This window comes from Chromatiales bacterium 21-64-14 (assembly GCA_002255365.1).
Lineage (GTDB): Bacteria > Pseudomonadota > Gammaproteobacteria > 21-64-14 > 21-64-14 > 21-64-14.
Genome location: NCBI01000001.1, coordinates 191,778 through 212,534 on the forward strand (window position 1 = coordinate 191,778; position 20,757 = coordinate 212,534).

11 protein-coding genes and 1 pseudogene are annotated in these 20,757 nt (G+C 66.2%); 3 read left to right on the plus strand and 9 right to left on the minus strand.

The genetic code is table 11. From position 1 onward, the window contains the following. Positions 1-2: 2 nt before the first annotated feature. The 6 genes and pseudogenes from B7Z66_00860 to B7Z66_00885 all read right to left on the minus strand — a co-directional run bounded on the left by B7Z66_00860 (position 3) and on the right by B7Z66_00885 (position 10,017). Complete coding sequence (locus B7Z66_00860) at positions 3-986, minus strand: hypothetical protein (protein OYV78139.1); 984 nt, start codon at positions 984-986, stop codon at positions 3-5. A gap of 287 nt (positions 987-1,273) precedes the next feature. Further along, on the minus strand, positions 1,274-3,367 hold the full coding sequence (locus tag B7Z66_00865; protein ID OYV78140.1) for a ligand-gated channel: 2,094 nt from the start codon (positions 3,365-3,367) through the stop codon (positions 1,274-1,276). A 136-nt stretch (positions 3,368-3,503) separates the two neighbouring features. Further along, positions 3,504-4,298 (minus strand): annotated as a pseudogene (locus B7Z66_00870) (hypothetical protein). Beyond that, complete coding sequence (locus B7Z66_00875) at positions 4,295-5,119, minus strand: citryl-CoA lyase (GenBank protein OYV78141.1); 825 nt, start codon at positions 5,117-5,119, stop codon at positions 4,295-4,297. The pseudogene B7Z66_00870 and the gene B7Z66_00875 overlap by 4 nt, the downstream one beginning before the upstream one ends. After that, on the minus strand, positions 5,116-6,969 hold the full coding sequence (locus B7Z66_00880) for an acetolactate synthase (protein ID OYV78142.1): 1,854 nt from the start codon (positions 6,967-6,969) through the stop codon (positions 5,116-5,118). The genes B7Z66_00875 and B7Z66_00880 overlap by 4 nt, the downstream gene beginning before the upstream one ends. Positions 6,970-7,299: 330 nt before the next feature. Further along, the gene (locus tag B7Z66_00885; protein ID OYV78143.1) at positions 7,300-10,017 is read right to left on the minus strand and encodes a hypothetical protein; all 2,718 of its coding nucleotides are present in this window, start codon (positions 10,015-10,017) and stop codon (positions 7,300-7,302) included. Positions 10,018-10,521: 504 nt separating this feature from the next. Here B7Z66_00885 and B7Z66_00890 point away from each other — a divergent pair. Both B7Z66_00890 and B7Z66_00895 read left to right on the plus strand, forming a co-directional pair. Continuing rightward, on the plus strand, positions 10,522-12,192 hold the full coding sequence (locus B7Z66_00890) for an energy-dependent translational throttle protein EttA (protein ID OYV78144.1): 1,671 nt from the start codon (positions 10,522-10,524) through the stop codon (positions 12,190-12,192). A gap of 145 nt (positions 12,193-12,337) precedes the next feature. Further along, the gene (locus tag B7Z66_00895) at positions 12,338-13,363 is read left to right on the plus strand and encodes a sodium:proton exchanger (protein OYV78145.1); all 1,026 of its coding nucleotides are present in this window, start codon (positions 12,338-12,340) and stop codon (positions 13,361-13,363) included. Positions 13,364-13,379: 16 nt separating this feature from the next. On the opposite strand, the gene B7Z66_00900 is transcribed toward B7Z66_00895, so the two are convergent. Both B7Z66_00900 and B7Z66_00905 read right to left on the minus strand, forming a co-directional pair. After that, positions 13,380-14,822, minus strand: coding sequence for a hypothetical protein (locus B7Z66_00900; protein OYV78146.1), 1,443 nt, complete (start codon positions 14,820-14,822; stop codon positions 13,380-13,382). Positions 14,823-14,827: 5 nt separating this feature from the next. Beyond that, positions 14,828-15,721 (minus strand): hypothetical protein, encoded by an 894-nt coding sequence (locus B7Z66_00905; GenBank protein OYV78147.1) that lies wholly within the window; start codon positions 15,719-15,721, stop codon positions 14,828-14,830. Positions 15,722-15,889: 168 nt separating this feature from the next. Here B7Z66_00905 and B7Z66_00910 point away from each other — a divergent pair, with 168 nt between their 5' ends. Next, positions 15,890-16,759, plus strand: a complete 870-nt coding sequence (locus B7Z66_00910) for an AAA family ATPase (protein ID OYV78148.1) — start codon at positions 15,890-15,892, stop codon at positions 16,757-16,759. A gap of 29 nt (positions 16,760-16,788) precedes the next feature. Here B7Z66_00910 and B7Z66_00915 read toward each other — a convergent pair whose 3' ends face one another. After that, complete coding sequence (locus tag B7Z66_00915; GenBank protein OYV78149.1) at positions 16,789-20,685, minus strand: phosphoribosylformylglycinamidine synthase; 3,897 nt, start codon at positions 20,683-20,685, stop codon at positions 16,789-16,791. Between the last annotated feature and the right edge of the window lie 72 nt (positions 20,686-20,757).

The window sequence follows — 20,757 nt, forward strand, 5'->3', positions numbered from 1 at the left end:
GGTTACTGCGAGGCCGGGAAGATCAAGTTGAAACCGCGCACTTGGCGCGCCGTGAAAGACAAACCCAGATGGTCCGCGGTACGCACGTTCACGGCGATCAGCAGATCGCGCAGAAAACGGATCCCCGGACGCCCATCGGGCCAACCGGCACGGGCCTGGATCGCCATGTCCGCCAGGCTGCGTCCCATGGCCACGTTGTCCGGATACAGGGCGAACAGCACGCCGCGCTGCACGTAGGATGGATTGCTGGAAAATACCGCCATCCCCTTGTCCCAGGCATCCTGGAGTACCAGGGGCAGGACAGCGCGCGGATCTACCGTAGTGGAGTCCGGTGGGAGCCAGAGGGCCACACGGCTCGCATCCGCGCTACGAAACAGCGTCCGGTAGGCCTGCACGGCGGTCCGAAGATCAGTTGCTTCGATGCCCACCAGCTCCAGGCCATGGGTCCGGGCGGCTTGGCGAGCGCGGCGGATCAACCAAGCGTTATGCTTAGGATTGTAGACCACCGCGACCCGGAGGATCTGGGGGGCGAGTTCCTTCAGGCGGGAAAACAGCAGGTCGGGATCCGGCACCAGGCTGATTCCGTCCATGGGGGACGCCGCGGAATCGGGGGAGATCAGCACCGCCCCGGCGATCACCGGAACTCCTCCGCCCCAAGACTGGGCGACTGAAAGCCCACGGCGTCCGAGGGCGATCACCACCTGCGGCCGGCTTGCCCGGACCTGCGCAATCACCTGCTCGGGCGTGACCTCCGCGCCGATGGCGTAGCCCTGCGCAGTGACGGCTGGAACGCTCTCGATGCCGTTGATGATCTGGGTAAACACCCCCCGGTAGGGCTCCGGAATATCCGGATACAGCACAGCGACCGTGGTATCGGCGGCCGCGGTGGCCCCGCACCCGAGCAGCAGGCAAAGGCCGAGGAACCGCGCCGCGAGCCCCCGCGGCCACCGTCGTCCGAACCCGGCGTTGCGTCGCGTCCCCGCCATGGTGTGATCAGCCGCCAGGTCCGTGCTTCACCTCCGCCACCCCCAGGTAGCGGGCCCGGCACCTGGGTATCGGCGCGCGCCGGTCCACGGCCCGCAGGTGCCTCACAGGATGTCGGGAAAGGTCAGCCCCGGCCTTCCCCAACCCGCTGCGCCGCGGCACTGCCCCACGGCTTGCTCCATACTCCATACACGGGTGTGTTGGGAAAATACCGCGTCGCATCCCTGCCCCGCATGACCCGCCGTTTCCCAACGCACCGCTAACCCGCCCAAACGCCCCGCCTCCGGCATCAGAAGTCATAGCGGGCCTCCACATAGAAATTCCGGCCCGGGAGGGGAAAATCGTTGGGAATGAGGCCGGGCGCCGGACTGGGCTCCTTCGCCTGACGATCGAACAGGTTGTGTATAGAAGCGGCGAATTGCAGGCCGGTGCCACCCACGCGATAGCGGGCCGTGGTATCCACCAGCAGATAGGCCCCCACCGGCGGCCGATTGTCCCCTGCCACCCGGCGCCGGACGCCGATCCAGATCGCCTGGGTGTCCAGGGACCACTGCGGGGCGAACTTCCAGTCCCCGCGCAGATAGGCCTGGCTCTGCGGCGCGTTCCCGGCGGTGGTATGGGTACGGTCGTCGGTGGAACGCTGGAAGGCGTAGTTGCCCCGCAGTTGGAAGCTGCGCGTGGCGTCCCAGGTGAACTCGGCCTCCAGCCCGTATCCGGTCTGGCTGCCACTGTTCTGCGCCGTCGCACTGGTGGCGGGCGCCGGATCGGCCACGAAGCGGATGATGTCATTCATCTTATAACGGAACAGATTGAGTCCGGTTCTCAGAGCCGGCGTGGGACGGTAATCGAAGGCCAGCTCAAAACTATTAATAGTCTCCGGTTTTAGGTTCGGGTTGCCGAGCGCGACCGGGTTGTTGATGTTGTACTGCTCGGCAAAGGACGGGGCACGGAACGCCCGCCCAAACAGGAGCTTGGTGGTCAGGTTGTAGCGCGCCTGCCAGACCAGCGCCAGCCGCGGGTTGGTGGTGGAACCGAAGTCGGAGTAGTTGTCGTAGCGCACCCCCGCCGTCAGATACCAGTCCCGGACGAAGGACCATTCGTCCTGGATAAAGACGTAGGTGTCGGTACGGTGATGGGGCCGTATGAATGGAGCGGTGTTCGACACGTCCACGAGCCCCCCCAAGGGAGCGGGGATGCCGGACAGGCCTAGGAAGTAATTCTTGGTCTCGCGGGTCTGGTACATGTCGCCATACAAGCCCCCGCTCCCGATCCGGATGCGGTGATCCCGCAGCCCAGTGTAGAACGCGGACAGGTCCAGGCGGAAGTCGCGCTCGAACACGTCGGGATTACCGATCACGCCGTTGGGGAATCCCCCAGGGGAAAGCGTATTAAAAGCCCCCGGCGGAAACAGGACCAGATTCGTCTTCGTTGCCACGTCGAAGTAGCTGACCTGCCCCTTAAGATCCCAGTCCGGCCGAAAATTCACGGTATGGTAGGTAAGATCGGCATTGAACCGATGTCCAATTCCGCTGCCGGTCGGGTCCAGCGCAGATGCCGCTCCCACGCCGGTACCGACATCGAAGCGCCCCTGGTACCCGCTCCGGAGACGCCAGTGACCTCGGGACAGATCAAGCCGGACATCGAGTGCCTTGCGGCCCGTGTTCACCGGGCCCGGTGCAAGGGAAGCATGCGTACTGAACAGCCGGTCTAGCCCGGTTTGGGCGTCTTGTTCAACGGTCTTCCGGAAACCATCGGTAGTGCTGGTTTCCAATGAGAAGGCAACCTTGACACCGCGATACTCGCCCCCATGCAGGAGCCAACCTCCGTAGGTATCGAAACTGCCGACGCGCACCCCGGTCTTGGTGCCGTCGATCTCGTCCGCCGTCTTGGTGATGATGTTGATGACGCCCGCGAAGGCGTCAGCGCCGTAGAGAGCGGAGCCCGGGCCCCGGATCACCTCGATACGCGAGATGTCCTCCACCGGCATCCCACCCCAGACTTGACTCCGGTTCCCCAGGAACAGACTGGTAATCGGAACCCCATTGACCAGTACCAGGACTTCAGGATTGAACTCGGAAGAAATACCCCGGATGACATAGATCGGGTTATATCCCGCACCGGACACGGCGACATGCACCCCAGGGACAGTCTCCAGGACCTGATCGAGGTCCGTGGCCCCCATGTCGCGGATATCCCGCGCGGTGATGACGCTGGCCACCGCCGGGGCACGGGACAGGGGTTGACGCGTCCCGGTGGCGATGCTGACGAATTCGGCTCCCCCGTAGGCCTGGGAGAGATCGCCCTCATCCAGTCCCTGAGCGTCCGTCCTCGGCGTCACGGCAACCAGCAGCACAACGAACGTAAGCGCGACGATCGACCGCATACCCCCCTCCCTGGCCATTCCTCAGGCCATCAAACGGGTCGGCCGCAGCACCGGAAACTTTACCTTATGAAGCGTCTGTGCTCACAGTTCCGAGCGGACCCGTCGCGGCGTGCGTTCCCCCCACCGGCCCATCGTCCCAACGCCGGCGCCCTGGTCCATCAAAGGCAATCCGCCGGCAAGACAGCGGCAGGAAGGTACCCTCAGGCCGCTCCGCGGCCTCGATCCAGCACGGAATCATGCCAGCCAGAAAGGCGCCAAACGCGAACAGGTAAAACTCACGCGCCGTAAACCCAAAATCGGCACAAAATGCGGCCGTCAGTACCGCATAGTTCATCTGCAAACGGCGCCGGGAAGCGCGCAGGTATCGCCCTATGTCGAAGGCTAGGGTCACATATGGCCCGCGATTCAGACCCAGCGCCTCCGCCCGGCGCATCAGGTGATCGAGCCGCTCGTCGCTGCGCACCACGGGTCGTCCATATCCGGGCAAGGCCCGATATCGCGCCAACTCCGCTTGCACCAGTTTCGGGAGCGACTCCCCACGATCCAAACCGCTCTTTATGCGTTGCAGAAAATTCAGGGTACGGATGTCTGGACGTCTTCCGTACACCGTGGCCTCGGACACCGCCAGGGCCGCGCTCAGCGCCAACGCCCCGGTACTCCGTGCGGAGCCGGCAAGCGCCGCGACCCGGTTGTTCCATAAACGGGGATCCGGATAGCTGGTGAATACCCACATGGTGTTCATCAGCTCCAGTTGTACCCCGCTGAATCGGCGCCCGGTAATGGCGTATACGTACAGCGCCATCCAATCGGCGTCGCCGAAGTCCCGGTGCAGATCCTTGCCGCGGAAGACCGTGCGTTCTCCGGGGAACCATGCACCCATGCGGGTAACCAGGTGATCCTCGTTCTCCAGCAGTTCCCGCGGCCCCTTCATGGATCCTCCTCGCGCCGGTACCCCGGGTCCGCATCGTCCGCCAGTATCACGGCATCGCGGAAGAACGGATATTTCCGCCAGCCCGCTTCCACCTGTTCCAGTGCGTGGACCGCGGCACCAGGCAGCCGCAGCAGCAGGAACAGCATCTCGCCCGCGGGCGGATCGAGACCCAGATCGATCAACGCCGCGGCGGCGACCCCAGTCATAGCGAGTGGACAATCCGCGGCGGCCTCCAGGGCGGCACGCTGCGCCTGGAGCCACGGCAGTGCGCCGCCGGGACTCTGATCCGCCAGATACGCCAGGGTCTGACGCACCGGAGTTGCACAACTCGCGCCGTGGGGATCGAATCCCGGCGGGTGCTCCGGCGGCGACCAGATGTCGGCGCGATCTTCGCGCGGCGGACTGCGCAGCCGCTCGCGCCAGGCGTCGAGATTCCGTCCGCAGGCCACCCAGCCCTCCATCGCCCGATACACCTCATGCGCACCGCCCAATTGGCCGGCCCCCACCGCCAGCGCGGCCATGAGGCAGGACGCCGCGGTAGACCCGCCGGCGCCGCCGTTCATGGCGGCGCGTACGCTATGATCGCGCGGCCCCGGGTTCGCCAGGGCCACCGCCAGGCCCTCCAACAGCCGCGTTAGCGTCTGGTCCGGGCGTTCACCATGGAACAACAAATAAAGGTACTCGGGCCAGCTTCCACGGCCCAGAATATCGCCGTATACGTCGTACCCGCGGCAGTAACACACCGCCGCTGCGAAGGGGTTATCGGGTTCCGGCTCCTCTTGCCAGATGCTGGTGTGGATAACCTCGCGCGGCTGGCTCATCGGGCAGACCTCAGCACCTTCATTCGGGTATGTATGGGGGGAATCTCATCGGGGTCCACGTGCACATCGAGTACCGTCGGGCCATGGCGCCGGCACGCTTCGTCCACGTCGATCCCACTCAGGTCCCGCGGTAAACGGATAGTGTGCGCCGCGGCACCCATCGCCCGGGCCATGGCACAGAAATCCACCGGCGGCAGTTCATAGCCAACCGCCTCGGCTCCGCTCAAGCGCTGGCCGTGCTTGACCATCCCCAAGGCGCCGTCGTTGAGCACCACGAACACTACCGGCAGCCGTTCCGCGACCGCGACCGTCAGTTCCTGACCGTTCATCAGCAGGCTGCCGTCGCCTGTAATGCACACGACCGGCACACCCGGCCGCCCCAGGGCGGTGCCGACGGCTGCTCCGATGGCCCACCCCATGGGCGCGAACTCCATGCACACGCGGAAAAACCCGCCCTGCGCGGAGCGCTGGCCGGCCATGCGCCGGTCCATCGGATGCAGGTAATGCACCGCCCAAGGTACGCTGTTCCCGGTGTCGGCGAGAAACCGGGTGGCCGGGGGGAACCGTTGTGCCAGATCGCGCATCAGGCGCTGGGGTTTGATCGGGCTGCGTTCGTCCATGCACTTGGGCGCGTCGTCCATCACGAACCCGTGCGGGCTGATACCCTGCCCCAGCGGCAACAGGTGCGGCTCGTGGCGGTCCTGAAGGACAACAGGGTGAAATGAATCCGGCCGCATCCAGGGATCGGTGGCGCCTTGGTGTTGATGGGCTACACGCGCCAGCAGGCGTTCGAACAAAGCGGCGATATCACCTTCCACGTGCAGGACTGCCATGGGCGAGCGCGCAAAATGCTCCGGGGTATCGTCGATGTGGATCAGGCGCCCGTTGAGTAAGGCCTCCTGATCCCAAGCGCCAGTGGTCCACTCGCCGAGGGAGGTGCCGATGGCCAGGACCCGGCCCACCCCCGGACCCGTCAGGACCTCCGTTGCACTGGCGTGGCCCGCGAATCCAAACACGCCACGGAATTGCGGGTGATAGGGACTCACGAGACCCTTGCCATCGGGCGTCGTAACCACCGGCACATCCAGCAGGAGGGCAAGTTCCAATATCGTTCCCACCGCTGCGCCGCATCCTTGCCCGACGACAAACACCATACGGTGGGCGCGGGTAACTTCCCCATAGAGCAGGTCGAGCGCGGCCAAATCCACGGAACGTGGCGCTCTCAGCAGCGCGGGAAGATCGGGCAGGGGCCGCGCGGCCGTCGCCGGGCTGCGCAGTACATCCAGCGGGATGCTTAAGTGGACCGGCCCCCGCGGCCTTCGGTGCGCCGCGAGCACCGCGGCCACAAGCTTGTGTTCCAATTGAACCGGATGGGAAACAAGGGAGTTGTACCGCGTACAGTGGCGGAACATGGACACCGTGTCCACGCCGGTACAGGATGATTCCTGGAACGCCGCGCGTCCAAAGGTATGCAAGGGTGTCTGGGCGGTGAGAACGAGCAGGGGGATCTCGTTCTCGTAGGCGGCGCAGACCCCGGTGATCAGGTTGGTGGCGCCGGGACCGGTGGTGGCGCAACACACCCCGAGCCGCCCGGTCTCCCGGGCATAGCCGTCCGCCATGAACGCGGCGCCGGTCTCGTGGCGGGCCACCACCGCGCGCGGCCCGCCGCGGCGGGCGCTGCGGGCCAGTGCGTTGTAGAGGGGCTCGATGGCGCCGCCGGGGACGCCAAATACATACTCGACGCCCAGTTGTTCCAGATACTGAATGATCCGGTCCCCGACCTGCGGGGAATCTCCTGGGTGGTCACTGGCAACCGGCTTCACTTCCGGTGCGTTGTGCGGAATTGGCATCGCGTACGTCCGGCTTGCCCAAGCTCTTGGTTTGTTCTTGTTTATAATCTCCGAGCTGCGCACGACCTCCATGTGTATTTAAGTCCCGAGTCGGGATTTGATCATGCACTACGCTACATTGCAACCGCACCGATACAGGCTCGCCAATCAGGTGCGCGGCCGCGTGATGGAAAGGTGTCGTCCGCTTGGTCAGATCCATCGTCGCAGCTGGCGTTGACGCGAAAACGGAACACCATCACCGCTGCGACCGGGAAGCCGCGGTTCGCACCGCGGTTGGTCCATTCATGGGGAAGCATATGCGCGGGTTGGCGGAACCGGATACGCCGGAGTTCAATCCGGGACCTCACCCCTGCCCCCATCGGGGGCGGCAAACGCAGCCCGGCGGTCGGCGGGGTCAAGGCAGCGGGCGTCGCGCAGCATCGCCGCGAGATCCGGCGCGGGAACCGGTCGACTAAAGTAATACCCCTGGATCCCATCACATCCGTTGGCACACAGGAAACCGATTTGCTGACGGGTCTCCACGCCCTCCGCAATGACTTCGAGTTCCAGGGAATGGGCGAGCCCGATGATGGCGCGGGCGATGGCGGCGTGCCCCGCGTGGGTGCATACCTCCTGCACGAACGAACGGTCGATCTTCAGGGTCTGAAGCGGAAAGCGGTTCAGGTAACTCAGCGACGAGTAACCGGTCCCAAAGTCATCGATGGAAAATTTTACACCGGTCTCGTGCAGGGCCTGCATCACTCGGATATTCTGCTCGACGTTTTCCATCAGCAGGCTTTCAGTCAGCTCCAGGCCGAGATCGGCCGGATTCAGTCCGGTCTCTTCCAGCACGTGGTGGAACGTACTGGTCAGGTTGCGCTGGCGGAGTTGCCGCGCCGACAGGTTTACCGTCACCGTGATGGGTGGAAGCCCCGCGTCCCGCCACGCCCGGGCCTGACGGCAAGCCTCGCGCAATACCCACTCCCCGATGGGGACGATCAGGCCGGTGTCCTCCGCGACGGGAATGAAATCCCCCGGCGCGACCAACCCCGCCTCGGGGTTCTGCCAGCGGATCAGCGCCTCGGCGCCACTGATCGCCCCGGTTCCCAGATCCACTTGGGGCTGGTAATAGAGCAGAAATTCCGCCCGCTCCAGGGCATGGCGCAGGCTCGTCTCCAGCGACATGCGGCGCGCCACGCGGGTGCGCAGTTCCGCCGTGTACAGCCGGTAGGTATTGCGGCCATGTTCCTTGGCGTGATACATCGCGGTATCGGCATTCTTCAGCATACCATCTATGTCACGGTCGTCGAACGGGTAGACCGTAATGCCGATACTCGCGGTGATGAACGCCTCGCGCCCACCCACCGAAAACGGGCTGCTGAACAGGTCCAGCAGGGTGTAGGCGGTGCCGGTCACCGAGTCGATATGACGCACACCCGGCAAAATGATGCCGAACTCATCCCCCCCCAGCCGCGCCAGGGTGGCGCCGGGCCGCAGGACGGACTGGAGCCGGTCGGCCACCGCCTTGAGGAGAAAATCTCCAAACTCGTGGCTCAGGGTGTCGTTGATCTGCTTGAACCGGTCCAGGTCCAGGAACAGCAGACCCACCAGCCGCTCGCTGCCCTGCGCCTCTGCCATGGCCTGCTCCAGGCGCGCGGCGAACAATAAACGGTTCGGCAGGCCTGTCAGATGATCGTAGTGGGCGAGATGGTCGAGCCGCTCCGCCGCCTTGCGCCGGTCCGTGGCGTCGGTGGCCACGCCGATCACACCGCTGACCGCGCCCGCGGCATCCCGCAGCGGATGCCACCAGACATCGAAGGATGCGTCGCCCGCGCGGGCCACGGCGTTCACGACCTCACCCGACAAGGCGCGGTGGAACTGATCCAGGGTCTCGGGGTTGTCCCCGTACAGCTCGTAGATGCTGCGTCCCACCACCTCGCCCGGGGCCAGACCCAGGCGTTCCAGACCCTTACCCTCGGACAAGGTGAAAATCCCGTTGCGGTCGATGCCGAACAGGACGATGGGCGCCCGGGACACCACCGCATCCAGCCGCTCCTCACTGGTGCGCAGGGCACGGCGCGCCCAATCCCGCTCCAGTTCCATGGCGGCACGCACGGCGAAGATCCGCACCAGCGACTGGCCCCACGACGGCGCCGGCAGCGGCTTGGTATCCGCCACTACGAGCAGGCCCAGCGCGCCGCCCCCGTGGTCGAACAGGGGGATCCCCAGATAGCTGTCGATACCCAGTTCCGCCAGCATCGCATCGTCGGGGTAGCGCTGCCGGACGCCGGTGGGGTAATAACAGGCGCTGCGACCCACTACCTCCTCGCAGGGCGTCTTGTGCAGGGAATAGGTGAAGTTCTCCAGCAGCCGTCCACGGTGGCTGACGGCCAAAGTGTGGATCTGATCCGGGTCCGCGCGCCGAACCTCGCTGATCATGGCGAGTTCCACATCCAGCACCTCGACCAAGTGCAGGACCAGGGCCTGGAAAAACGCCTCCCCGGAGCGGGAAAATACGGTTTCCACGCTCTCCTGAAGGATCCGATCCAGGTCGTTGCGGGCCCCCCGACCCGATTGCGTCAGCCCAAACCCGCCCAGAACCGCGGCGAAGTGCCGCGCAAACTGTGCATCGCCGGAGGTGAACGGCGCGCCGTTGCGTTTATTGCAGAGGTAAAGGGTGCCATGAACCACCCCGGGGGTACCGACCGGCAGCACCAGGAAGTTGCGCAACGCGCTAAGATCCGCAGCCGCGGCGCGGCGCGGGGGGCGGCGATCCGACGCGACGGCGACATCCGCCTCATCCATGGGCCGGTCCGCCCCAGCGGCACCGGCCCGCTGAAGCAGGGCGCGGATGGTGGCGGGGCGCTGGTGCCCGAACCCGGTGGCCACAAACCACTCCTGTCCCAACTCGTTCCGCAGGTCAAGTACGCCGTACTCGGCACCTACAGCATCCGTCACCCCCTGGAGCGCTTGGCGCAGCGGCCGTACCTCGGGCAGGCCCCCGGCGAACAGCTCCGAGAGCCCGGCGATCACCGCGCGTAACCGTTCCCCATACGTCAGATCATCCATGGTCTCCGTTCCATTGGCGCCAGTAGACCGTCGCCACCCGCCAATGCCGGCCCGCGCACGGCATCAAACCGACCCAGGTCTACCGTCCTTCGCGGGCATGCAGCAACGCCATAGTGCAGCAATTTTCATGCCGAAAAAACACCATGGATCCCGCGGTTACGCTTCGTACGCTGCGCGGTGCGCATCCGGAAACCGCACCGGACTCTGCCACACCGTCGTCTCGGTCCTCTCATCGCCCGCCGGATCCCCGGCGGTTCAGTGCGCCACGCTGCCCGCCCGGTGGCGTGGCCGCGTCGATTCGACGATAATGGCCCGCCCAGGGCGATCCGGCTCCAAACAGTCGCCTGTGTTTTTCATGAAGGGGCGCGGAGGATGGCGAGGTTTACGGCCGCGCGGACGGGCTGGGTCGATTCCACAGCGCGCGCATACACCGCGGGAACGGCCAACCACCTTCATGATGACTCGGACCGGCTCCTAGGCAACCCACTCTGCGGAACATCAGCAATGGCGCAGTACATCTACACCATGAACGGCGTGGGCAAAGTGGTCCCGCCGAAACGCGAGATCCTCAAGGATATTTCCCTGTCGTTCTTCCCCGGGGCGAAGATCGGCGTGCTGGGCCTCAACGGATCCGGGAAATCCACCGTGTTGCGAATCATGGCGGGCGTGGACCCGGAACACCTGGGCGAAGCCCGCCCGCAGCCGGGCATCCGCATCGGCTACCTCCCCCAGGAGCCCCAGCTCGATCCGGACAAGGACGTACGCGGCAACGTGGAAGACGGGGTGCGCGAACTGAAGGCGCTGCTGGACCGATTCAACGCCATCAGCATGCGCTTCGCCGAGCCGATGGAAGAGCAAGAAATGAACCAGTTGCTGGCCGAGCAGGCGCAGCTGCAGGACGCCATCGAGGCCGCCGGGGCCTGGGAGCTGGAGCGCCGGCTGGAGATCGCCGCCGATGCGCTGCGCCTGCCGCCCTGGGACGCGGATGTGACCCGCCTGTCCGGCGGCGAACGGCGCCGGGTGGCGCTGTGCCGCCTGCTGCTCTCCGGCCCGGACATGCTGTTGCTGGACGAACCCACCAACCACCTGGACGCGGAATCCGTCGCTTGGCTGGAGCGGTTCCTGGGGGAATACGCGGGCACCGTGGTAGCGGTCACCCATGACCGCTACTTTCTCGACAACGTCGCGGGCTGGATCCTGGAGCTGGACCGCGGTCATGGGATCCCTTGGGAAGGCAACTACTCCTCCTGGCTGGAACAGAAGGATGCGCGCCTGGCCCAGGAGGAGCGCCAGCAGAGCGCGCACCGCAAGAGCCTCGAGGCGGAGCTGGAATGGGTGCGCTCCAACCCCAAGGGACGCCATGCCAAGAGCCGCGCGCGCCTCAAACGCTACGAGGAGCTGGCATCCCAGGAGTTTCAGAAACGCAACGAAGTCCGGGAGATCTACATCCCGCCGGGGCCACGCCTCGGCGACCTGGTGATCGAGGCGCAACAGGTGCGCAAAGGTTACGGCGACCGTTTGCTGATCGAGGACCTGAGTTTCCACCTGCCCCCCGGCGGAATCGTGGGCATCGTCGGACCCAACGGGGCCGGCAAGACCACCTTGTTCCGCATGATCGTCGGCCAGGACCAGCCGGATGCCGGCAACATCCGGGTCGGTGAAACGGTGCAGCTCGCCTATGTGGACCAGACCCGTGACGCCCTGGACGACACCAAGACGGTCTGGGAAGAGGTCGCGGACGGCCAGGACATCATCACCGTCGGCAAGTTCGAGCTGCCCTCCCGAGCCTACGTAGGACACTTCAACTTTAAGGGATCCGACCAGCAGAAGCGCATTGGCGACCTCTCCGGTGGCGAACGCAACCGGGTCCACCTGGCAAAGCTGCTGCGCAGTGGGGGCAATTTGCTGCTCCTGGACGAGCCCACCAACGATCTGGATGTGGAGACCCTGCGCGCCCTGGAAGAGGCGTTACTGGCGTTTCCGGGCTGCGTCATGGTGATCTCCCACGACCGCTGGTTTCTGGACCGGATCAGCACCCACACTCTGGCCTTCGAAGGCGACAGCCAGGTGGTGTGGTTCGAGGGCAACTACACCGACTACGAAGAAGACCGCAAGGCGCGCTTGGGTGCCGACGTGACACAGCCGCACCGGATCCGCTACCGGAAACTGGCTTAAGCCGAATGACGCTTACGTAAGACCCATCGGACAGCACGATTCAGGATACACCGCGGGAGTCTGCCCGATCCCGCGCGCGCAGCTGGGGACCCCGCCGTTCGGCGCGGAACCGCGGCAGGACCCCCAACCGGATTCGGAAACGCCGATGTTCGCCTATCTGGACTTGCTTATCTCGCTGCTGGTGATCCTGGTGGCAGCGGAAGTATTCACCAACGCGCTCGAACACCTGGGCCAACGGCTCGGCATCTCCGAGGGGATGACCGGCTCGGTGTTCGCGGCGGTGGGCACCGCCCTACCGGAGACCACGGTCCCCCTGCTGGCGGTGTTTGCGGGGACTGCCAATGTGCGCGTGAACCACGAGATCGGCGTGGGCGCGATCCTCGGCGCGCCGCTCATGCTCTCCACCCTTTCACTGTCCCTGCTGGCGCTGACCACCCTCAGGCGCCGCGGAATCCACGGGGCGTTCCGGCCCGAGCCCAGTGGGCTGACCCGGGACCTGAACTTCTTCCTTATGGTGTTCTCCGTCGCCGGAGCGGCATTGTTCGTGCCGCCGCAGGCCGCGGCCCTTCGCGTGAGCATCGCCATCATCCTGGTAACCAGCTACTTCGTGTACCTGCTGCTGACGCTGCGCGCCTCCAGCGCGCTGGTGGAAAGGGGGCACGCAACCGAGGCCCACGCGCCGGTGCTGCTGGCACGCATCGGTTTGCCGGAGAATCTGGCGGTAATCCTGGCGCAATTGGCACTGGGCTTGGGGCTGCTGGTGGGCGGGGCAAAGGGATTCATCTATGGGGTCGAACGGATATCCGAAGCCTTGGGGATTTCCGCACTGCTGCTGTCCCTGGTGATCGTCCCCATCGCGACCGAGCTCCCGGAAAAGGTCAACAGCGTGCTGTGGGTTCGCCGCGGCAAGGACACCCTGGCGTTCGGCAACATCACCGGGGCGATGGTGTTCCAGGGGTCTCTACTCACCGCGTTGGGCATCACCCTGACCCCATGGGTGCCCCAGCGCGAGGTGCTGGGCGCCGTGGGCATCGCCCTGCTGGCCGGGCTTTGGTTGCGTTGGCGTGTCGGCCGTGGTGACCTGCGCGTCTGGCACCTGCTGGTAAACGGCGCCCTGTACATCGCGTATATCGTCCTGGCATTCTGGATGCGGACCCCGGGAGCGGGCTGAAGCGGCGCCGCAAGGCTCAGGCGACCGGGGGCACCGGGGCGTCATCAATGATAGCGGACGGGGCCGCCGGCAGCACGAAGCAGAAGGTCGCACCCCGCCCCGGTTCGCCTTCTGCCCAGATCCGGCCACCATGGCGTTCGATGATGCGTCGGGCGATCGCAAGCCCTATCCCGGTACCCGGGTATGGAGCGCCGTGGAGCCGGCGGAACGGCTCAAACAGCGTGCCCGCCTGAACCATGTCGAAGCCGATCCCGTTGTCGCGCACGAAGCAGACCCGGTCCGCGCCCCGGAGGATCACGCCCAATTCGACGCGCGGCGCCGCGCTTTCCCGGGTGTATTTCCAGGCATTGCCCAACAACTGTTCCAGCAGGACCCGCAGCAGCCGCGGATCGCCGTAGGCCGGCAGGGTCTCGGGAACAACCGTCTGCGGCGGCGGACCCCCAAGAGAGTCGGGGAACTGCAAAAGTACCTCGTGTGCGAACACCGCGAGATCCACCGCCTCACGGCGCATGGGCTCCCGGGACAAGCGCGCCAGCAGCAGCAGATCATCGATCCGCTCTCCCATCCTCCGGCTCGCGGCCCGGATGCGTCCGAGGTAATCCCGTGCGGTCGGGTCCAGGTGTTGGCCATAATCCTCCGCCAGCACCCGGCAATATCCGTCGATGGCGCGTAGCGGCGAACGCAGGTCATGGGACACCGAATAGGAGAAAGATTCCATGTCCCGAACCGCCTTGACCAACTCCCGGGTCCGCTCCTGCACCCGCGCCTCAAGCGCCTGATTGGTCCGCTCCAGGGCCGTCTGGCTGTCCTCGATGCGTTGCACCATTGTGTCGAACACCCGTCCCAGGCGCGCCACTTCGTCGCGACCGGTCAGACCGGCCCGGACCGAGCGCTGCCCGGCACCCAACCGACCTGCCACCACCACCAAACGCCCCAGACGCCGGGTGAGCAGATACCCCATGGCCAAGCCCACCAGGGCGATCGCGAACATGCCAGCCCCCGCCAGCACTATGCCCCTGCGCAACGCCTGCCGGTAGGCGTCGTGAAATGCGTCCCGGGAGAATTCCACCGCCAGGGTCCCGAGCGGCCCGGCTGCATTGCGGATCGGCAAACGCCGCCAGTATCGGCCCGCGGCGCCCACCACGGTACCGAGCTGCCCCCCGATGCGTTCGGCATCGCTGGCGGCGATGATCCGACCAGCTTCGTCAGCGAGCAGTACCGTATGGATATGCGGGTCGCTTCCGGCACGCTCCAGATAGGGCTGGAGGCCGGCGTACTCTTCCGTGATCAGCGCGGTGTGCGCAAACCCGCCCAGTACGTCGACGATCACTTGGTCCGTGGTCACCAACTGCAGGCGGCTTTCTTCCAGAAACAGGTTGAGGCTCTGCCACAGCACCACCGCCATCATGGTGAGCTCCAGCACGAAGATGGTGAGGGCGATCCGGTAGCGTAGCGACACGGGAGTTACCCCCCACCGTGCAGGTCACCCGGGAAGCGGCGTACGGATTCATAGTCCGAATCCGCGGCGGGCACGAATCCGGGAAACCGCCCGCCGGTCAGGATCCGCCGGCCGGGCTCCGACCGACCCCAGGAGACAATCTCCGCACGCAAGCGCGCGCGTTCCTGGAGACTCACTCGGGGATGCGCCGCGAACAGCGGCCCCGGAATCGAGGGCGAACGGAAAATTACCCGCACCGGGTGGCGCGCGTGATCCCGGTACAAATCGAGCGGCGACGCGGCGGTCACGCAGGCGCGCGCCCAACCTGCCATCAATGAGCGCATGCAGGCCCAATGAGTCGAGTCGTATCGGGGCTGAAAATCGCGTTGCGGTTGCAAGCCCACTTGCCGCAACGCAGCCAGTGCGAGCCGAGTGACCGCGCTGGCCGCGGGTGGGAACGCGATGACCTGCCCCCGGAAGTCGCGCAGACCAGATGCACTGGCCTCGGCACGCACCACGAACAGGGCCTCGAGATCCCGTGCCGAACGCGCCAGCGGACGGTATCCCAAACGGTCCGCCAGCCACACATAATCGAAGGGCTGAACAAAGACCACCGCGAACGCCTCCCGGTCCAGGGCGGCACGGAACCGCGCGTCGCTGGAGCGAGTAACCAAGCGCACCTCGCGGCCCAGGACCCGCCTGAACTCCGCGGCCATCGGCGCGAACAGGGGTTCCAGACGCAACGGCGAGAGGTATGGGAATACCGCCAGACGGTAGACCCGCCGTTCACGGGACTCCACGGTCTCTTGCGCAACCGCGACGGACGCCTGCAGCAGCAGTGCCGTCAACAGCAGACGCAACACCACCGCGAACCGCCAGTGGGCGGAACACCTTCCCGCGCAGAGTGACTCGCCGTCCACACCACCTCCCGGGCGTGCCTTCGACCGGGGCCACGCGTGCGGCCCCTAGGCGATAAGATCGCTGCATCGGCCCGCAGCGGGCCTATGTGGTCGATAGTCCCCAGCGGCACAATCCATTATCCTGTGGCGCCGGGTCGGGGAATATCGTATCGGACTGTAGGACCTACCATGGCAGACTACCACGAACTGCTGGATCGGGTGGAACGGATCCTGGAGCGGGCCGAACACTGGTTTCCCACTCCGCCCGCGCAAGCCGACTGGCGTCGCGCCGCTGCGTTCCGCTGGCGCCGGGTGGGCGCGCGCGGCTTCCTGGAGGGGGTCCCGCATCCGCACCGGATCCGGCTCGCGGACCTGCACGGCATCGACGATCAGAAGGCGGACCTGGTGCGCAACACGCGCCAGTTCCTGGCCGGACTTCCGGCCAACAATGTGCTGCTCTGGGGTGCCCGTGGCACCGGTAAATCGTCCCTGATCAAGGCACTCCTCACCCGTTTCCGGAGCGACGGCCTGCGCCTGATACAGGTGAACAAGGAGCATCTGCTCGATCTGCCGGACCTCCTGCCACTGCTGGAACCGCGGCCGGAACGCTTTGTCGTATTCGCCGATGATCTGTCCTTCGCCGCCGGCGACGCCGGCTACCGCGCGCTCAAGGCGGTACTGGAAGGCGCCGTCAGCGCGCTGCCGGACAACGTGCTGCTCTACGCCACTTCCAACCGGCGTCACCTGTTGCCCGAGACCATTCAGGAGAACCTGGAGACACGGCTCGTCGAACAGGAGATCCACCACGGCGAAGGCGTAGAGGAAAAGATCTCGCTCTCGGAACGCTTCGGATTATGGCTCGCGTTTCATCCGTTCTCCCAGGAACGTTACCTGGAGATCGTATTCCACTGGCTGAAACGGATGAAGACCCCAGTCCCGGACCGGGAAGCGGTGCTTCGCGCCGCCCTGCAATGGGCGCTGACACGCGGCTCGCGCAGCGGCCGTGTAGCCTGGCAGTTCGCGCGGGATTGGGCGGGACGCACAGGGCTCCGGGCCTAAACCCGGCCACGGGGCGCATAGAGTAAGGCTCAGTCCACCCAGACGCGGGCGTTGCGGAACATCCGCAGCCACGGCCCGTCCGGACCCCAGTGGGGCGGGTGCCAGGAATGCTGAACGGTGCGGAACACCCGTTCCGGATGGGGCATTAGGATCGTCACCCGCCCATTCGCGGTGGTAAGACCGGTGATTCCAAGTGGGGAACCGTTCGGATTGTCCGGATAACGCTGCGCCGCGGTGCCGGTGTGATCCACGAAACGCAGGGCCACGCGCTGCTGGGCCAGCAACCGTTCGGCATCCGCGCCGGAACGGAACTCGGCGCGCCCTTCGCCATGGGCCACCGGCACCAGCAAGCGCGAACCCGCCATGCCCGCGAAGAACAAAGAGGGCGACGGTAGCACTTCCACCAGGCTCAGACGCGCCTCAAACTGCTCCGAGGTGTTACCCACGAAGTGCGGCCAATCTTCGGCGCCGGGAATCAGCTCGCGCAGGTTGGCCAACATCTGGCACCCGTTGCATACCCCCAAGGCGAAACGCGTCTCGTCCTGGAAAAATGCCGCGCAGTCCTCCCGTACCCGGGGGTTGAACAGGATCGTCTTGGCCCAACCCGCGCCGGCCCCCAGGACATCGCCATAGGAGAACCCGCCGCAGGCCGCGAGACCGTGGAAATCCATGAGGCTGCGGCGCCCGGCCAACAGATCGCTCATGTGTACGTCGTAGGAATCGAAGCCGGCGCGCTGGAACGCGGCCGCCATCTCCACGTGACCGTTCACCCCCTGCTCCCGAAGGATCGCCACCTTGGGTCGCGCGCCGCGGCCCACGAACGGCGCCGCCACATCCAACGCCGGGTCGAAGGACAAGCTGGGGTTAAGGCCCGGATCCGCCCCCCGCGCGCGGACCTCGAACTCCTCATGGGCGCAGTCTGGATTATCCCGCAACGCCTGCATCCGGTAGCTGGTCTCGTTCCAGACCTGCTGCAGATCGGCACGCGGCGCGTCCAACAGGGTACGCCCGGCCGCGCGGATCACCACCCGGTCATCCGCGTTGGGGGCGCCCAATACGTGGCTGCAACGGACCAGGCCGGCGCCGCGCAAACGCTCCAATACCGCTGCCTGGTCGGCGCCGCGCACCTGCAGCACCGCCCCCAGTTCCTCGGCGAACAGGGTCGCGACCGGGTCGGTACCGAGCCCATCCACGCTGACAGTTACGCCGCAGTGGCCCGCGAACGCCATCTCGCACAGGGTCACGAACAGGCCACCGTCGGAACGGTCGTGATAGGCCAGCACCAGACCGGATTCGTTGAGATCCTGCACCGCCTCGAAGAACGCCGCCAGTGCCCGGGGATCCTCCAGGTCCGGCGCATGCTGTCCCACCTGCCGGTACACCTGGGCCAGGGCCGAGCCCGCCAGGCGGTTGCGGCCTTTGCCCAGGTCCACCAGGATCAACACGCTGTCCGCGCCTGGGGTGAGTTGGGGCGTGAGGCTGCGGCGCGCGTCCACGACTGGAGCGAAGGCCGAAATGATCACCGACAGCGGCGCGGTGACTGCATGTTCGCCGTCGGCGTCGCGCCATACGGTCTTCATGGATAGGGAGTCCTTGCCCACCGGGATCGCGATGCCCAGGGCCGGACACAGGTCCTCGCCCAGCGCCCGCACCGTCTCATAGAGCGCGGCGTCTTCCCCGGGGTGGCCTGCGGCGGCCATCCAGTTGGCGGACAAGCGCACGTCCTGCAGGCGGCGGATACGCGCCGCCGCGATGTTGGTGATCGCCTCGCCCACCGCGAGGCGTCCGGATGCCGCCGCGTGCACCAGTGCCACAGGGGCGCGTTCGCCCATGGCCATAGCCTCGCCGTGGTACCCGTCATAGTCCGCCAGGGTAACGGCCACGTCCGCCACCGGGACCTGCCAGGGCCCCACCATCGGATCGCGCGCGGTGAACCCACCCACGGTGCGATCGCCGATGGTGATCAGAAATCCCTTGCTGGCCACCGCCGGCAGCCGCAACACCCGCAGCGCAGCCTCGTTCACGTCCACTCCCGCGGGATCGAACCCCGGCTTGTGAAACGGACGGCGATGAACCTCGCGCAGCATCTTCGGCGGCTTGCCAAGCAGCACATCGAGGGGCAGATCCACGGCGCCGACACCGGACAGCGCGTCGCCCAGCATCAGACGCGGTTCCGCAGTGGCCGCGCCGATCATCGCCCAGGGGCAGCGTTCCCGCTCGCACAGCGCCTGGAACGCTTCCAGCCGGTCCGGTGCGATGGCCAGCACGTAACGCTCTTGGGCCTCGTTGCACCAGATTTCCATGGGGGACATCCCCGGGTCCGCGCTGGGGATCGAACGCAACTCGAAACGCCCGCCGCGCTCGCTGTCATGGACCAGCTCCGGCACCGCGTTGGACAGCCCGCCGGCACCCACGTCGTGGATGGAGAGGATCGGACTCTCCTCGCCCATCGCCCAACACCGGTCGATGACCTCCTGACAGCGGCGTTGCATCTCCGCGTTGTCCCGCTGTACCGACGCGAAATCCAAATCCTCGCTGCTGGTACCGGCCGTCACCGACGAGGCCGCCCCGCCCCCGAGACCGATCAGCATGGCGGGCCCCCCGATGACCGCCACCAGGGAGCCCGGGGGCAGCACACCCTTGTGCACATGTCCGGCGCGGATATTGCCGAGGCCACCTGCCACCATGATGGGCTTGTGGTAACCGCGCACCTCCGCGCCTTCGGGCCCCGGCACCGATTCCTCGAAGGTGCGGAAATAACCCACCAGATTCGGCCGCCCGAACTCGTTGTTGAAGCGCGCCGCGCCGATCGGGGCCTCCAGCATGATCCCCAAGGCGGAGACGATGCGCCCCGGCCGGCCGAAATCACCCTCCCAGGGCTGGACAAAACCCGGGATGCGCAGGTTGGACACGGAAAACCCGGCGAGACCGGCCTTTGGCCGGGCGCCACGCCCCGTGGCTCCTTCGTCGCGGATTTCCCCTCCCACGCCGGTGGCCGCGCCCGGCAGCGGGGAAATGGCGGTGGGGTGGTTGTGGGTCTCTACCTTCACCATGATGTGCGCCGGCTCCTCCACCCCATCGTAGCGCCCGCTCCGGGGATCGGCGAAAAACCGCCGCGCGCGGTAACCTTCGATCACCGCCGCGTTGTCGCGGTAGGCGGACAGCACTCCGGCGGGACTGACCCGATGGGTGTTGCGAATCATGGCGAACAGGGATTTTTCCTGGCGGTGGCCGTCGATGATCCAGTCGGCATTGAAGATCTTGTGGCGGCAGTGTTCCGAGTTGGCCTGCGCGAACATCATCAATTCCACGTCGGTAGGATTGCGGCCCACGGCACCGAAGTGCTCCGCCAGGTACTCCACCTCGTCGGCCGACAGCGCGAGCCCCAACTCGCGGTTGGCGAGGTCCAGGGCGGGACGCCCGCCCCCGGTCACGTCCACGGTACGCAACGGCGCCGGCGCGGCCTGCACGAACAGACCCTCCGCGTCCTCCAGGCAGGAGAGTACCGTCTGGGTCATGCGGTCGTGGAGCACCGGGCGCACGCGCTCCAACGCCGCCTCATCCAAAGGCCGTCCGGCGTTCCGCATCAAGTAATAGGCGATCCCCCGCTCCAGGCGGCGCACGGACCCCAGGCCGCAGTTGCGCGCGATGTCGGTGGCCTTGCTCGACCAAGGGGACAGGGTGCCGAGGCGCGGCACCACCAGTTGGAGCTGGCCCTGCGGTGGTTCCCGCGGGCGTTCTGGACCGTAGGCCAACAGGCGCTCCAGCAGGCGGCGTTCGTCCACCCCCAGCCGCCGCTCCAGATCCACGAAGTGGACGAACCCGGCGTACAGCGTGCGGAGGTCGGGTACTTCGCGCCGGATCTGATCCGTCAATTTATCGACGCGAAAAGGGGAAAGGGCTGGGCTACCGGGTAACTGCAGCATCGCGGGGCGCCTGCGCGACGGAGAGGATCGAGGGTTGCGGATCATACTGGATGGCGCGAGACGGCACCAGCG